The organism is Amycolatopsis sp. WAC 04197, from assembly GCF_003947475.1.
Classification (GTDB): domain Bacteria; phylum Actinomycetota; class Actinomycetes; order Mycobacteriales; family Pseudonocardiaceae; genus Amycolatopsis; species Amycolatopsis japonica.
The window spans coordinates 394746-410462 of the sequence record NZ_QHJK01000004.1 but is presented as its reverse complement, the minus strand read 5'-3'; the positions used below and the strand labels follow the sequence as shown (position 1 = coordinate 410462).

10 protein-coding genes and 1 riboswitch are annotated in these 15717 nt (G+C 67.4%); of the genes, 3 read left to right on the top strand and 7 right to left on the bottom strand.

What is annotated here, in order from left to right; translation table 11 throughout:
• Positions 1–307 precede the first annotated feature (307 nt).
• The 3 genes from DMC64_RS18780 to DMC64_RS18770 all read right to left on the bottom strand — a co-directional run bounded on the left by DMC64_RS18780 (position 308) and on the right by DMC64_RS18770 (position 6733).
• Positions 308–2536, bottom strand: coding sequence for a DEAD/DEAH box helicase family protein (locus DMC64_RS18780; RefSeq protein ID WP_233629698.1), 2229 nt, complete (start codon positions 2534–2536; stop codon positions 308–310).
• Between the two features lie 259 nt (positions 2537–2795).
• Positions 2796–3413: a GNAT family N-acetyltransferase gene (locus DMC64_RS18775; RefSeq protein WP_125734561.1), complete on the bottom strand. Its 618-nt coding sequence runs from the start codon at positions 3411–3413 to the stop codon at positions 2796–2798.
• A complete protein-coding gene (locus tag DMC64_RS18770; protein WP_125734560.1) occupies positions 3410–6733 on the bottom strand; it encodes an error-prone DNA polymerase in 3324 nt (1107 codons plus the stop codon). Before DMC64_RS18770 ends, DMC64_RS18775 begins: the two co-directional genes overlap by 4 nt.
• Before the next feature lie 333 nt (positions 6734–7066).
• Between DMC64_RS18770 and DMC64_RS18765 the strand changes: the two genes are divergently transcribed.
• The 3 genes from DMC64_RS18765 to DMC64_RS18755 are packed head-to-tail and all read left to right on the top strand — an operon-like array spanning position 7067 to position 10457.
• Complete coding sequence (locus tag DMC64_RS18765) at positions 7067–8179, top strand: tyrosine-type recombinase/integrase (protein WP_199755013.1); 1113 nt, start codon at positions 7067–7069, stop codon at positions 8177–8179.
• The gene (locus tag DMC64_RS18760) at positions 8176–8493 is read left to right on the top strand and encodes a helix-turn-helix transcriptional regulator (protein ID WP_125734558.1); all 318 of its coding nucleotides are present in this window, start codon (positions 8176–8178) and stop codon (positions 8491–8493) included. Before DMC64_RS18765 ends, DMC64_RS18760 begins: the two co-directional genes overlap by 4 nt.
• Complete coding sequence (locus DMC64_RS18755) at positions 8490–10457, top strand: hypothetical protein (RefSeq protein ID WP_125734557.1); 1968 nt, start codon at positions 8490–8492, stop codon at positions 10455–10457. The genes DMC64_RS18760 and DMC64_RS18755 overlap by 4 nt, the downstream gene beginning before the upstream one ends.
• A gap of 497 nt (positions 10458–10954) precedes the next feature.
• Here DMC64_RS18755 and folP read toward each other — a convergent pair whose 3' ends face one another.
• Genes folP through metE form a run of 4 tightly spaced genes read right to left on the bottom strand, consistent with a single transcriptional unit; the run spans position 10955 to position 15342 of the window.
• A complete protein-coding gene (folP, locus tag DMC64_RS18750) occupies positions 10955–11776 on the bottom strand; it encodes a dihydropteroate synthase (RefSeq protein ID WP_233629697.1) in 822 nt (273 codons plus the stop codon).
• A gap of 40 nt (positions 11777–11816) precedes the next feature.
• A complete protein-coding gene (locus DMC64_RS18745; protein ID WP_125734556.1) occupies positions 11817–12080 on the bottom strand; it encodes a hypothetical protein in 264 nt (87 codons plus the stop codon).
• Positions 12080–13000: a methylenetetrahydrofolate reductase [NAD(P)H] gene (metF, locus tag DMC64_RS18740; protein WP_125734555.1), complete on the bottom strand. Its 921-nt coding sequence runs from the start codon at positions 12998–13000 to the stop codon at positions 12080–12082. Before metF ends, DMC64_RS18745 begins: the two co-directional genes overlap by 1 nt.
• 26 nt (positions 13001–13026) lie before the next feature.
• On the bottom strand, positions 13027–15342 hold the full coding sequence (gene metE, locus DMC64_RS18735; protein WP_125734554.1) for a 5-methyltetrahydropteroyltriglutamate--homocysteine S-methyltransferase: 2316 nt from the start codon (positions 15340–15342) through the stop codon (positions 13027–13029).
• A 115-nt stretch (positions 15343–15457) separates the two neighbouring features.
• Positions 15458–15692: riboswitch (cobalamin riboswitch) on the bottom strand.
• Positions 15693–15717 lie beyond the last annotated feature (25 nt).

Below are 15717 nucleotides of genomic sequence, written 5' to 3'. Positions count from 1 at the left end.
TCGACGCGCCCTTCCACTGAGGTCTAACTTCGCGCCGACCTGCTCGCCTGCAGCTTCGCGATGCCAAGATCCTTCATCGAACTCGCCTCAGCGCACCTCCGCCCGGTCGGCTACCCTCGGGCAGCCGAGCTGAACATCTGTTCGACGTGTGGCATGGTGTCCTTGGACCCGGCGCACCCCTCCCCCTTTGTGCGCTGGGCCCGCCATCTCCGGCGACGTACCGCAGAGATCGCAGTCCACCTCGCCACTCCCGACGCGCAGGCGATACCGACTGCGCGCACAGCCAAGCGCTATCGAACGTTGGGTTTCAGCCGAAGGGTGGTCCGTCCCGTCGTGAGCGGCCGAGCAAGCCGACCGCGATCCTGCGGAGTCGGCCGCTCTGTTCCGGTTGTGGCGGCGGTGTCTGGAACGCCCGGTAGTGCTGTTTGGTGACGCACAGGACGACGGCGTGCATGAACCTCTCGCGGTCTGGGACTTGCACTTCCCAGCGTTCGTCTGTGCGCGTGTTCCACAGCACACCCGTTTGGTGGCCGCTCATGACGAGGTAGAGCGCTAGCTGGAGGAACATGGCGCGATCGAGTTCGGAGACGAACTTGAGCTCGAAGACCTTGTCGTCGTGCACGGCGTCGGCGACACCTACGAACGTGATCGGTGTCGCCGCCGACGATGTCGCAGCCGTGCCTGAGAGGTCCATGGGTACCTGTGCCGCGCAGTCGCGGGGAAGCTGTGTCGCCAGTCGCCTGGTCAGTGCGTCGCGAACCTCGCCGCTGACTTTTCGGGTGACCTGTTCCGCGTAGCGCATCTGGTCAGTGTCAACGGCGGTCAGCACCAGCGAGTTGTGCCAAGGGTCGTCGGTCAGTTTGCCGCGCAGCTGCTTCGCGATCGGTTTCGGGTTCAGTACCACCTCGAGGGTGGGGTTGTACCTGTCGAAGAACACAGCTTCCTGGTAGTGCCCCACCACGGGAGAGAGGTCGATCAGCCCGTCGACGCGGTCGATGTTGATCTCCTCGCCCGTGCCGTCGTCGAGGCGTCGCCTGTCGAGCAGGTCGACGCAGGCCTGGAGGTTCTCCGCGTAGGTGAAATCGAAGCAGTCCGATGCCATCATCGGTTTGTCATATTTGGGTTGTTCGGCGGCCAGCAGTTTCGTGAACCGCTGCACGGGGATGAAGCCGATGCTTTTGGGTTGCCGCTGAGCATGTTTTGACCGCACGAAGACGACTTCGTGCTTTCCGCGGGAGGCCGCGACCAGGAACACATTGCGCATCACCGTTGTGTCCACGTTCGGGAAGCTGCAGCGCATGTCCCACATGTCCTCGTCGTAGTCGAACACCACGCTCGCCGGTCGCTCCAGCCCCTTGCTGGAGTCGAACGTCGTGAACACCGCGGTGTCGTCGCTGTAGGTCACCGAGGTGTCGCCGTCGCGGATGGAAGCGTAGACGGTTTCCTTGTTGAAGACCTCACCATGATCGCGTTCCAGGTGATTCAGCGCCTCAGCCATCTGGCCGTTGCGTCTGCCCAGGCAGAGAAGCTCACCGGGGTTCTTCGCCTTCATGAAGTCGAGTGCCTCGTCGTAGGAGACGTACCTGATCGTCTGCCCGGGGTTGACGCCCACCACCGGTTTGTTCCACGCCTCGCTGAGCAGCGTGCCAAGTTCCCGGCCTGCCCGGAAAGACCGCGTGAACGGCATCAACTCGGCCTGCCGGGTGATTTCCCTGGTGAACCGCTGGACGTCCAGCGTCGTATTCGAGTGCACCTTCTGCGCCAGGTCACCGACAAGCACGGTCTGCATGGACGGGTTCAGTGACTTGATGTTGCGCAGCAGCTGCGCGTATTCCTCGTTGATGTCCTGGTACTCATCGACCACGAGCAGGTCGAATCTGGGGAACTGGGCCGAGAGGCTGGTAAAGGCTGCGTTGAACCGTCGAATGGATTCATCAACACCGCATTTGATGCCCGCCTTGAGCAGGGAGGGATATACGATGCCGTGGTAGTTCTGCACTTTCGCGTGTTTCACCCGGCGTTGCGCATCAGCCTTCAACAGCTTGCTGTAGGTCAGATACAGCACCCGCCGTTCCCGACCCACTTCAGTGCACAGCGCCTGAATCGCCGTGGTCTTGCCCGATCCCACGGTCGCATCGACGATCACATCCTGCCCTGACCGCACCGCGTCGATCATCCGCCGCTGCTCGCCGCTCAACGACACAGGCGACACCGAGGCATTACGACCACGACTTCCGCGCCGGGCCGATGTTCTGTTCGGACTCGTGGCGGCGGCAAAATTCGGGTTGGCCGCTAGTTGCCTCCTCAGCACCGCCTCAGCATCAGCGCGTAACGCCGGGCGCAGTTGCGGCGGCAGCAGCACCTTGCACCGTGCCTGCAGCGCACCGGGCGTGCGTTCCAAGCTCTCCGCGAGCGCCTCCAGCCTCGCACCGCGCCGGAGCCCGTCCAGCAGCATCGCGGTGTCCTCTTCCGACCATGCCGCGCCCGCACGGCGCAGTGCGGATCCGGCACCCTCGTCTCGGCTCTCAGTAGTCACCTCGTCACGCTATCGACAACCAGCGACAAAATTTGCCGGTTTCGCGAACAGCAGGCCAACCGCACTATGCGTACTAGCAGCAATGAGCCCGGGACGATGCGTTTGACCAGCGGAAATCCCGGCGCGCCCAGCCTGATCAAGCGCCGGTTGGCAACGCGAGAAAGTCGGCGTGGGCCTGTACAACGGCTTCGGCAGGCCTGTCGTTACTCGTGGCCGGCCATGGCACGGGGAGATGCTGGCGCATCACTGCCGTAAAGGCTTACCACCACTTCGTCCATCGCGATTCGGCGGGCACGACTCCTTGTTTCAGCTGATGCGTGCAGGGGTGGGGGCTATCCGTCCCGACTGCTCCGACCCGGGCCCAGAACGCGACGGCGACCGGATCACGCTTGATGGGCAGCATCGTCCAGTTGAACTTGGTGCCTCGCTTCAAGGCCGCGTTCACCAGCACGCGGCCAGCGCCACGCCTTCGGTGCTTCTCTTCGACCTCGACATGGCAGAGGATCGCGCGCCGGTCGACCGGACACAGTGACAAGTGCACTTCACCGAAGACCGTGTGTCCCAAGCGAAGCTGGATGACGCCGATCCCTGCGGAAACCGGCGGCGGCAGAACAACCAGACGCAGGCCGTACTCGTCCACGTCGGTTTCGATGACTTGCCGTTCCACGGCGGTGTCGATCACTGCCCAGATGCCGCCGTCGCCTGTTAGGGCGTGGCAAGCCTCGCACAGCCACTCCGGCGCCTGATAGTCCTGTGACCAGCTCTGTCGCACGCCGCCGACTGCCAGGTCGTGGCCCCACGGACATCGTTTGGGCGCCTCAGAACCTGGCCGGATCGGCACTTCCAGCGTTCGCCATTCCCGGTTCGCTCCGGTCATCGGAAATCACGCGATCCCGACGCTAAACCCCGGAGATCCAACGGGCGCACTTGATCCGCGACGAGTGTCGACGATCCTTCGGTGACCTCAGCGATTCCTCGGAACAGCAAGGCGTTGCTCGCCAGCAGCACCTTCCTACACCGGTGAAACAGGCCCGGGGAGACGAGGATGTTGGCCATGCCGGTCTCGTCCTCGATGTTGAAGAAAGTGATTCCGCCTGCGGTGGCGGGGCGTTGCCGGTGGGTGACGGCTCCCCCGATCCACACTCGTGCCCCGTCCTCGGCCTCGCTGAGCTGGGCGGCGCTGATGGCGCCGCGCTCGGTGAGCCAGGTCCGGAGGTATTCGACGGGGTGGGAGCCGGGTGAGATGCCGGTGGCCCACAGGTCTGCGGCGGTGACCTCGAACCGCGTCATCCCCGGCAGCGCCGGTGCGTCCAGGCCAGGCGCGAGACCCGGGAAGTGCTCGGGCCGGGTGGTGGCCGCGGCACCTGCGGCCCAGAGTGCTTGGCGTCGCTCGGGGCCGAGGCTGGTGAACGCCCCGGCGGTGGCCAGCGCCTCGACCGCGGGCTTCTTCAGCCGGACACGTTCGGTCAACTCCCCGATACTGGTGTAGGGACCGTTGATCTGGCGTTCGGTGACGATCGCCTCAGCGGCGTTGTCGCCGACGTGTCGGATCGCGGCGAGGCCGAGCCGGATCGCCTGGCCGCCGGTGCTTTCGGGCTCGGCTTCGAGGGTGGCGTGCGAGAGGCTGGCGTTCATGTCCGGCTCACGCACGATGACGCCGTGGCGGCGGGCGTCGGCGACCAGCGACTGCGGGGAGTAGAACCCCATCGGCTGCGCGCGCAACAGGCCCGCGCAGAACGCCGCCGGCCAGTAGTACTTGAGATGCGCGGAGGCGTAGACGAGCAGGGCGAAGGACATGGAGTGGGCTTCGGGGAAGCCGTAGCCGGAGAAGGCGTGGATCTGCTCGAACACGGACACGGCGGTGTCGCGGTCGACGCCGTTGGCCGCGGCACCGTCGAAGAACCGTTTGGCGAGTTTCCGCATTTTGGCGCTGGAGCGTTTCGCGCCCATCGCCCGCCGCAACAGATCCGCCTCGGCCGGGGTGAAGGACGCGACGTCGACGGCCATCTGCATGACCTGCTCCTGAAACAACGGCACCCCCAGCGTCCGGTCCAAGGACCGGGCCAGCAGGGGATGCTTGTGCTTCCAGGTTTCTTCTCCGCGGCGGCGGGCGATGTAGGGGTGGACGGAGCCGCCCTGGATCGGGCCGGGCCGGATGAGGGCGACTTCGACGACGAGGTCGTAGAACTTCCGCGGCCGCAACCGCGGCAGCGTCGCCAGCTGCGCCCGGGACTCCACTTGGAACACGCCGATCGCGTCCGCGGCGCACAGCATGTCGTACACGTTGGGGTCGGCGAGGTCGAGCTTGCCGATGTCGACCGTCTCGCCGTGGTGTTCGGCGATGAGGTCGATCATGTAGTGCAGCGCGGAGAGCATGCCGAGGCCGAGCAGGTCGAACTTCACCAGCCCGACGGCGGCGCAGTCGTCCTTGTCCCACTGCAACACCGACCGTCCGGGCATGCGGGCCCACTCGACCGGCACAACCTCCGACACCGGCTCCTTGGAGATCACCATCCCACCGGAGTGGATCCCCAGATGGCGGGGGAAGTCTTCGAGGGCGTCGGCAAGTTCGAGGATCTCGGCCGGGATCTCCCCCGCCGCTTCCTCGCTGGTTTTCTTCACGCCGGCCCAGCGGTTGACGATCTTGCTGTAGGCGTCCTGCTGCCCGGGGCTGAAACCGAGGGCTTTGGCGGCGTCCCGGATCGCCGACGGCGCCCGGTAGGTGATCACGTTCGCCACCTGCGCCGCATGGAAACGGCCGTGTTTGTCGTAGACGTACTGGATCGCCTCTTCGCGGCGGTCGGACTCGATGTCGATGTCGATGTCCGGCGGCCCGTCCCGCTCCGGCGCCAGGAACCGCTCGAACAGCAGGCCCCACTTCACCGGGTCGGCGTGACAGATCTCTAACGCGTAGCAGACCGCACTGTTCGCCGCGGAACCCCGGCCCTGGCACAAGATGTTGGCGTCGCGGCAGAACCGGACGATGTCCCACACCACCAGGAAATACCCGGGGAACCCCAGCTTCTCGATGATGTTCAACTCGTGGTCGAGCTGGGCGTAGGCCTTCGGATAGTCCTCGCGGTGCCCGTAGCGTTTCGCCGCACCCGCCCACGTCAGCTCCCGCAGGTACGACATCTCGTCGTGTCCCGCCGGGACGGGGAATGGAGGCAGGTCCGGGGCGACCAGGTTCAGGTCGAAGGCGCATTCGACGCCGAGCAGGGCCGCGCGGGTGACCGCACCGGGATACCGGGCGAAGACCTCGGCCTGCTCGGCACCCGAGCGCACGAACGCCATGTGCGCCGCCGACAGCCAGCCCTCCATGTCATCCAGCGACCGGCGGGCGCGGACCGCGGCGACGGCGTCCCCGAGCGGGCCCCGGCCGGGGTGGGCGTAGTGGACGTTGTTCGTCGCCACCGTCACCACCCCCGCCGCCTCCGCCATCGACGCCAACGTGTCGTTGAAGGTCGAATCGAGCGGCAGGCTGTGATCGATCAACTCGACCGCCACGTTGTGGCGCCCGAACTTGTCCACCAGGGACATCAGCTCGGACATCGCGGTGATCTTGTCGTTGGCGGCGAGGGCGCGGCGGATCCGACCTTTTCGGCAGCCGGTCAGTACCAGGACATGTCCGGCGAGGTCGTCGACCAGCGCGGTCTCGTCGTAGACCGGGCGGCCCTTCTCCCCACCGGCCAGCTGCGCCCGCGAGATCACCCGGCACAACCGTCGGTAGCCCTCCAGGCCGCGGGCCAGCACCAGCAGATGCGCCCCGCCGGGGTCCGCGACGCCGTTCTGCGGCGCGGGCAGGTCCAGCGACAACTCCGCACCGAAACCCACGCGGACCCCGAGCTCGCGGGCGGCCTCGTTGAACCGCACCGCCCCGTACATGCCGTCGTGATCGGTCAGGAAGATCGCGTCCAGACCCTGGCGGGCGGCCTCCTCGACCAGCTCTTCGGGGTGGCTGGCGCCGTCGAGGAAGCTGAAGTTCGAATGCGCGTGCAACTCCGCGTACGGAACCCGCGGCACCGCCCCGCCGTCGTCGTCGCCCTCGCGGACCCGCAGATCCACCGGCGCCCCGGCGTAGCCCTCCCGCTTGCGCGACCACGCCGGCGAATCGTTCCCGTCACCCTCCACACGAGGGCGACCGGACGCGACCCGCTGGATCTCACGCCACGGGACAGCAGGATTGTTGAACGCCACACCAGCTCCACACCACACGCTCTGCCGTGGGGGGAAGCCAGCGACAAACACTCGAACATACGCACGAACTCTGTCGACGATCCTGAACGCCGGACACGCTCCCGTCAAGCCGAGAATGAGCCAAGTTGCATCTATCACAACAGGCCGCCGGTGCAACGTTTGCGCAGATCACAAGCCTGCCGACACGACTGCGGGGCGTCAAGCCGAGCCTCTGACGTCGAGCTGCGGACGCCACTACCGCCCAGGTCGACAGACGCTTCGACGGTTAGCCCGAACGAGTAGAACTCCGCTCAATTAAACGCCACATCGTTGTGTTTGATGCAACATACTGTGGTGGACGACGATCTTGCCGGGGCGGCTCGCATGATGCTCGTCGAGGGCGTGTCGTTTCTCGATCCGGAGACGGCGGTCTTCGAGGCGATGCTCGAGGGGTGGGCGCGGCAGCAGCGAGTCCGGTTCCTGAAACCGAGGACAATCCATGCGCGGTTGCACCTGATCCGGCGGTTCGCCGAGGCGTCGAACCAGTACCCGTGGCAGTGGACAGCAGGCGAGGTGGAAGCGTTCCTGTCACATCTACGCTCCGGCGACAGGCCGGTGCGGATGTCGACGCTGCGCGCGCATGAGTGCGTGTTGCGCTTGTTCATGCAGTACGTCACCGATCCGCGATACCGATGGCCTGACGTGTGCCTGCAGCGATTCGGCGCGGCGCCGATGATGGTCTTGCATGAGTTCAACAGCGTCCGGCACGTCGCCGACGTCGAGAGCCGCCCTGGGCGGCGCGCGTTGAGTTACGACGAGGTGCAGGCGTTGTTCGACGCTGCCGACGGGTTGGCGGATCAGGCGCGGGCGCGTGGCCGCAAGGGCGGCATCACCGCGTTGCGGGACTCGATCGCGCTCAAGACCGTGTACGCGTTCGGCCTCCGGCGCAGGGAAGCCTGGGGCCTGGATTTGCCGGACCTGCGGCACAATCCTCGTATCCGCCACTTTCAACGGTGCGGTGCGCTGTTCGTTCGCTGGGGCAAGAGCTCGCGCGGCAGTCCGCCGAAGCGGCGGACTGTCCTGCTCGTGCCCGAGATGGACTGGGTGGTCGAGCCGTTCGAGGAGTGGCTTGAGGAGATCCGGCCGGTGCTGGACACCGCCGGTCTCCAGGCGCTGTTCCTCACTGAGCGGGGTAGCAGGCTGGCGCCGCGAAGTCTCAATACGGCGTTCCAGCGGGCCCGTGACGCCGCGGGCCTGGATGCGGAACTCGATCTGCATTGTTTGCGGCATTCCTATGTGACGCACCTGGTCGAGTTCGGATACCCGCCGCGGTTCATTCAGGAGCAGGTCGGCCACGCGTATCCCAGTACGACCTCGATCTACACCGACGTGTCGGACGAGTTCCGGAACCGGTTGATGCACCAGGCACTCGGCGCCTTCGCGCCGTTCATGTGGGAGGCGCCGTGACGAAGAAGATGACCTTCGAGTGGCATCTGCGTATGCGGATGGCCGAACGCGGGATGTTTCAGACTTCGGATCTGGTCAAGCCGTTGGCAGAACGCGGGATCGTGCTGTCCCGCGAGCAGATCTATCGGCTCGTGACGACACCACCTCAGCGGCTGTCGATGGACGTGTTCGCCGCGCTGTGCGACATCCTCGCCTGCGCACCGAACGACCTGATCGAGATCAAGGTCGCCGGTACGGTGACAACGAAGGCAGCTGGAGCGTCCCGGCTCCCGCAGGTCCGTCGCAGCACTATCCGCCGCCCGGATCTGTCATGACACAGCCGAACCCGATCAACGTGGCTGGAGAGCCGGGCGGGCTCTTGGCGTCGCTGGCCAGGCATCTGCCCCAGATGAGCGGCGCAGAGTTGCATCTGCTGCTGCACTCGACGCGGATCGCCCCCGAGGAGATCCCCGACCTCGTGGCCTTCTTGGACGGACACGACGACGCGCTGACGGTGGCGAGGTCGGCCGTTCCAGCGGGATATCTTCCCTTGGCGCACCTGCTTTCCGTTCATTCCGGAGTGGACGTCGCGCAGCCCATGTGCTCCGCCTGCGGGCAAGCGACGTTCTTTTTGCCGCACATCGCGGCGGACGGTCGCTGGTGCGCGCGCTGTGTCAGCCGCCTGACCCGATGCTGGCGCTGCGGCACGCCCGGAGGACGTCAGACCATCACCCCCGACGGGCCGATCTGCTCGCCCTGCCGACGCGGCGATCGCTCCCCTCCGCCAGCGCGAGCGAAGAAGCCCAAGAAGGCCGAAGCACGGCGGCGACGCTGCACCTACCTGCCGTGCGCACTGTGCGGCAAAGTCTCGCGCGTCGCCGCACTCTGGCCGCTTGGCGCCGTCGGTGGCTGCTGCCGCGCGAAGGTAATCTCGGCCAAGACACCCTGCGCGACCTGCGGTACCGTTCTGCCGCTTATCGGCTCCGGCGCCGACGGCGCCCGGATTTGCGGTCCTTGTGCGGGCAGCCCGCTCACCTTCGCCTGCCGCACCTGCGGCGCCACCGGCGACAACCACAACGCCCGCTCCTGCCGCCGATGCGCCCTGACGGACCGCGCCACCAAGTTGCTGATGAGGCCGGACGGGACAATCTCCGCCCGGTGGGCTGCTCTTCACGCGAAGCTCGCTGCCAGCGACACACCGTCGGCCACGATCCACTGGATCCAAGCGACGAAAGGCAGCCGGCTGCTCCGCCAGCTCGTCCTCGACGACATCCCCGTCACCCACGAACACCTCGACACCCTCGCCCCCTCCCGAACAAGCAACAGCGTCCGGGACCTTCTCGTCCGATGCGCTGTCCTGCCCGAACGAGACGCCGAGTACATCGACCGGATCGACCCGTGGCTACGCAACCTGATGGCCGAGACGCCACCACACCACCTGCACGTCCTGGGACCGTTCGCCCGCTGGTACCTTCTGCCGAAAGCACGCCGTGCCGCGCACCGCCGTGGAGTCGGCCAGAGCGCCCCCACGACCATTCCCTCCACCGTCCTGGCCGCATCCCGCTTCCTGCACTGGCTCGACAGCCAGCACCTCGCGCTCGCCGATCTTTCCCAGTCGCATGTGGACGAATGGCTCGACAGCGGCCGCGGGCACTACCGCTACCTGTATCCCTTCATCACCTGGACCCGGACCCATGGCTTGATCCCCACCGGCATCCGAGCACCATTCCCTCACTACCCGCAACGGCTGACAATGCTCGACGACGACGAACGCCTGCACCAGCTCCGCCGATGTCTCGACGACGATGACCTTCCGCTCGCGCTTCGCGTCGCAGGCGCACTCACCCTCCTCTATGGACTTCCCGTCACCACCATCGTGCGACTGCGCCACGACCAGGTGACCACGACAACCACCGGCACGTCCCTGAAGCTCGCCGATCATCGACTCGCGCTCCCACCTCGGCTGGCCACGCTCCTGGAACGCCTCGCCGCTGAGCCACCCGCTCCCCACGACGGGCTTGGCCTGAGAAAGCAAACATCGCCACTGCTGTTCCCCGGGGCAACGGGTTCGCGGCCGATCGCGGCCAACACACTGTCCCACCGCCTGGCCGGCCACGGGCTCGCCGGACTCGCAGCGCGCAACAGCGCTCGCCTCGCCCTCGCCGCCCGGCTACCCGCCTCGGTCCTGGCACACCTCACAGGCATCGACATGGAAACCGCCACGAAGTGGAATCACCGCGCGGCACACGACTGGACCTCCTACCTCGAAGCTCGCCTACCCCACGAGCCCGGGACCTGAACCTCACCGACGCGCAGCAGCCTCCCGCCCGGGAGCACCACAATGCTCGTGGTGATCGACCACCCAGAGCCAGGAGATCGGCGCATGTGGAAGTCCGCACCCATCCGGTCAGCGCTGAGTGGTGGGGGCTCGCGAATCGGTCGTCTCACGGCTTGATCTGGGTTCCGTTGCGGAACACGAAAGTCGCGCGGTAGTCGCCGTTGGTGACTATGGTCCAGCGCAGCAGCGAGGTGATGTGGCGTTCGCGGGGGCTGAACTCCTTCGCTGGGCGGCAGTCGCTGGAGTGGTTCGGTAACGGTCTCCCAGACATCTTCGGGGATCAGCCAGCCGTCGAGCGCGCATCAGCATAGGACAACCATCCTGAATTGGGACATGGCCGGGAAACCGGTGGACTTCGCCGGATTCGTCGGGGACCGGATGATCGTCTATCCGGTGACGTGACGGAGGACGCAGCTAGGTCTGGGTTGCCGACACCACCAGACCTGGTCGCGACAGCGTTATCCACGGCCCCAGATCGTTTCCAGCATGGCGATGGTGTCGCGTGTTTGTGGAACGTCGTGGACCCGGATGACGTCGACGCCCGCCGACCACGCGGGAGCCAAGACGGCCAACGAAGCGGGCAAACGGTCTTCGACGGTGCGGCCGGTGACCGCGCCGAGGAAGGATTTGCGGCTCACCCCGAGCAGGACCGAACTGCCCAGCGCGCACAGTTCCGGTAGGGCACGGAGCAGTCGCAGATTGTCCTCGACACCTTTGCCGAAGCCGATTCCGGGGTCGATCCACAGCTCGCTCGACCCGGCGGCGCGCGCCGCCATCGCGATGTCCTGGAGGTGTGTGCTCACGTCGGTCACCACGTCCCCGTACTGAGGCTGGGCTCCGGCCAGGACCGGCACCGCTGTCGAGTGCATGCCGACGTACCCAGTTCCGAGACGGGCGGCGAGCTGGTGCAGGCTGCCGGAGACGTCGTTGATGATCGAGGCTCCGTGGTGCACGGCGATTTCGGCGACCTCGGGATGCCTGGTGTCGACCGAGACACGTCCGTGCTTCGCCAGTCCGGAGACGACCGGCGAAATGCGCTCCCACTCCTCGTCCGGCGACATCGGCGCGGCTCCAGGGCGAGTCGATTCACCTCCGACGTCGATGGCCCATGCTCCGTCGCCGAACATCTCCATGCCGGATTCGATCGCGCGCTCGGCGGCGGCGTACCTGCTGCCCGGCCAGAACGAATCCGGTGTGACGTTCAGGACGCCCATGACCTTGAGCGGCCCGACGTCCGGTCTCAAGACAGCACCAGGCCGGTCGATCATCAATTCCTTCACGCCAAGCCCCTCCGAGCTTTGTTGTTCCACGACAGGGGGTTCAGGCCCCGCGATCCCCGTCACGTCCAGGCCGGTTCGCGAACTCAGCGATCAGCTCGGGCGGACATCCGGGCAGACGGGCCGCGGCCTTTTCCAGGCGATCGACGAACGCGTTGAGCTGGTCGAGCTGCCCGCGCAGTGCCCGGACCCGGGCTCCTTGCGCGCCTGCCTGGCGGCGTTGGCCGTCCAGGCTTTCGTAGGCGGCTTTGGTCAGCACGACCAGCTCCGTTCCGTCGACCCGGATCCGGCGCGGCTTCGGGGGCATTACCCGGGCACCGTGAGTTCCGCGACGACCTCCTTGGTGGCCTTGGCGTAGTTGAACGTGATGAAGTGCAGACCGGGCGCACCTTCGTCCTGCAGACGCCGGGCGAGCAGGATCGCCTGTTCGATGCCGAGCGCGCGGACGGCTTTCGGGTCGTCGGCGACGGCGGCGAACCGTGCCGCCAGATGTGCCGGGAACGGTGCTCCGGACAGCTGTTCCGAGCGTTCGATCGTCCGCGTCGTGGTGACCGGCATCAGCGCGGGGATGATCGGTGTCTCGCAGCCGGCCGCGACGACCCGGTCCCGCAGCCGCAGGTAGTCGTCGGCGTCGAAGAACATCTGCGTGATCGCGTAATCCGCGCCCGCCCGGCATTTCGCGACGAAGTGCGCCGTGTCGTCCTCGACGCTCGCCGAACGTGGATGCCGATGCGGGAAGGCGGCTACCCCGACGCAGAAGTCGCCGTGATCGCGCAGCAGCGCGACGAGTTCGCTCGCGTACGTGAGTCCCTGCGGATGGCGGACCCACTCGCCGTCGACGTCGCCGGGCGGGTCTCCCCGCAACGCGAGGACGTTGACCACCCCGGCGTCGGCGAGCTGCCCGACGAACGACCTCAGGTGCCGCACCGAGTGGTCGACGGCCGTCAGGTGCACCACCGGGAGCATGGTGGTCTCCCTGGCGATCCGCGCGGCCACGGCGACGGTGTTGTCCCGGGTGGATCCGCCCGCTCCGTAGGTGACGGAGACGAAGCCGGGACGCAGCGACTCCAGTTTGCGGACGTTCCGCCAGATGCGGTCCGCGTCGTCGGTCGGGCGCGGGGGCATGAACTCCAGCGAGATCATCGGGACGCCGGCGGCGAGACGGTCGCGGACCGTGCGCGGGCGGGCGGTCCGCTGTGCGGGCACCGCGGCGGGTGGGGTGGCCACCCGCCGCGGGACGATCGAGCCTGGTGTCACGAACGGGCTCGCACTTGGCCGGTGGCCTCGACCAGGTTGGCCAGGGTCGCCCGCACCTCGGGGTAGCCGCGGGTCTTGAGCCCGCAGTCGGGGTTGACCCACAGCCGGTCGGCGGGGAACGCCGAGGAGGCCGTCCGCAGGTGTCCGACGATCTCCTCGACCGACGGGACACGCGGCGAGTGGATGTCCCACACGCCGGGCCCGGCTTCGTTGGGGTAACCGGCGCGGGCGAGGTCGGCGACGATCGCCATGTTCGACCGCGCGGCCTCCAGGCTGATGACGTCGGCGTCCATGTCGATGATCGCCTGCAACACGTCGCCGAACTCCGCGTAGCACATGTGCGTGTGGATCTGCGTCTCGTCCCGCACACCGGAGGTGGCGAGGCGGAACGAGGCGACCGCCCACTCCAGATAAGCGGCACGGTCGGCGGTGCGCAGCGGCAGCGTCTCCCGCAGCGCGGGTTCGTCGACCTGGATGACCTTGATCCCGGCGTTCTCCAGGTCGACGACCTCGTCCCGCAGGGCGAACGCGACCTGGCGGGCCGTATCGCCCTCGGGCTGGTCGTCGCGCACGAACGACCACGCGAGCATCGTGACCGGTCCGGTCAGCATGCCCTTGACCGGCCGCTCGGTGAGGCTCTGGGCGTAGGTGGCCCAGGCGACGGTCATCGGCTCGGGACGGGCGACGTCGCCGACGATCAGTGGCGGCCGGACGTAGCGGGTGCCGTAGGACTGCACCCAGCCGTGCTGGGTGGCCAGGAACCCGGTGAGCTGCTCACCGAAGTACTGGACCATGTCGTTGCGTTCCGGCTCGCCGTGCACCAGCACGTCCAGGCCGATCTGCTCCTGCTCGGCGATGACGGCGCGGATCTCGGCCTTCATCGCCTCCTGGTAGGCGTCGCGGTCGAGCTTGCCCGCCCGCAGCGCCGCGCGGGCCTTGCGCAGTTCACCGGTCTGCGGGAACGAGCCGATGGTGGTGGTCGGCAGTTCGGGCAGCCGCAGGCGGTCCTGCTGGGCCTGGCGGCGCTTGCCGTACGGGGCGGCGCGGTGCAGGTCCGTGTCGGTGATCGCGGCGACCCTGTCCCGGACGGCGGGTACCCGCACGATCGGCGACGCCGCGCGCGAGGCCAGCCGGCTGGCGTTGACGTGCAGCGCGTTGGCGATCGTGGAGCGGTCTTCGGTCAGGCCGCGCCGCAGGGTGACGATCTCCTCCAGCTTCTGCCGTGCGAAGGACAGCCACCCGGCGATCTCCGGGTCCAGATCGGTTTCCAGGGTGACGTCCAGCGGCACGTGCAGCAGTGAGCAGGACGGGGCGACGTCGACGGTCCCGGCGAGCCCGAGCAGGGTACCGAGGGTAGTGAGGGCGGCGGTCAGGTCGGCGGCCCAGATGTTGCGGCCGTTGACGATCCCCGCGACCAGGCGCTTGCGCGGGATACCACCGGCGGCGGCGAGTCCTTCGACGTTGGCGGCGGCCGAGCCGGTGAAGTCGATCGCGAGGCCCTCGACCGGAGCGGCGGCCAGCACCGGCAGCGCTTCGCCGAGCCGGTCGAAGTAGGAGGCCACGAGGATCTTCGGGCGCGCCTCTTCGCGGGCGAGGGCTGCGTAGGTCTCCTCGACCTTGCCCAGCACCTCGGCCGGCTGGTCGGTGACCAGCGCGGGCTCGTCCAGCTGGACCCACTCCGCGCCCGCCTCACGCAACTGCCGCAGCAGGTCGACGTAGAGCGGGACGATCCGGTCCAGCAGGTCGAGAGGCTGGAAACCGTCGGTGCCGGTCGGGTCCTTGGCCAGCAGCAGGAAGCTGACCGGGCCGAGGACGACCGGCCTCGTGGTGACGCCCTGTTCGAGTGCCTCGGCGAACTCGTCGAGCGGCTTGCTCGCGTCGAGGCTGAACTGCGTGTCCGGGCCGAGTTCGGGGACGAGGTAGTGGTAGTTGGTGTCGAACCACTTGGTCATCTCCATCGGCGGCGCGTCCGCGGTGCCGCGTGCCATGGCGAAGTACCGGTCCAGCCGTCCGGCCGCGGTGGTCGCGTCGGGGACCGCGGCGAGGTGCCGCTCCGGGATCGCGCCGAGCAGCCAGGAGGTGTCCAGGACGTGGTCGTAGAACGAGAAGTAGTTGCTGGGGATCTCGTCGATGCCGGCGTCGCGCAGCTCGGCCAGGTTCCGCAGGCGCAGGTCGCGGGCGGTCGCGAGCAAGGCGTCCGCGTCGACGCGGCCCGCCCAGTAGGACTCGATCGCCTTCTTCAGCTGGCGCTCGGCGCCTTGACGGGGGTAGCCGTACACGGTGGCGCGGCTGGTCGTGGTTGTCGAGGTCACGGGGCTCTCCTTCGCGAGTCCACGTGGACTTCGCGGGAGTGCACGACAAAACACGACCGGCACCGGTCGTGTTTCGGCGAGACCCAACCCGCGAGGTCGCAGCCACCACCCCGCGGTCGCGGGGTGCACAGCGGGCAGGTCTTCGGACTCATGGGCGGTCCGGCTTTCGCCGGGTTCCTACTGTCCGTCGCTTCCCAAGCCGTCCCGGCTCAGTGCTGTCTCCGCGGAGACTGACGAAGGTCGTTCCCATTCACCGCTGCGGGGCAGTCCCGGATTCCCACCGGGTTCCCTCTTGCCTCGATCACCGTCATGACGCGCACGATGCTCGAACCAGCTGCGTTCGCCACTGTAGCGCCTCGCACTCGTGATTTCCTC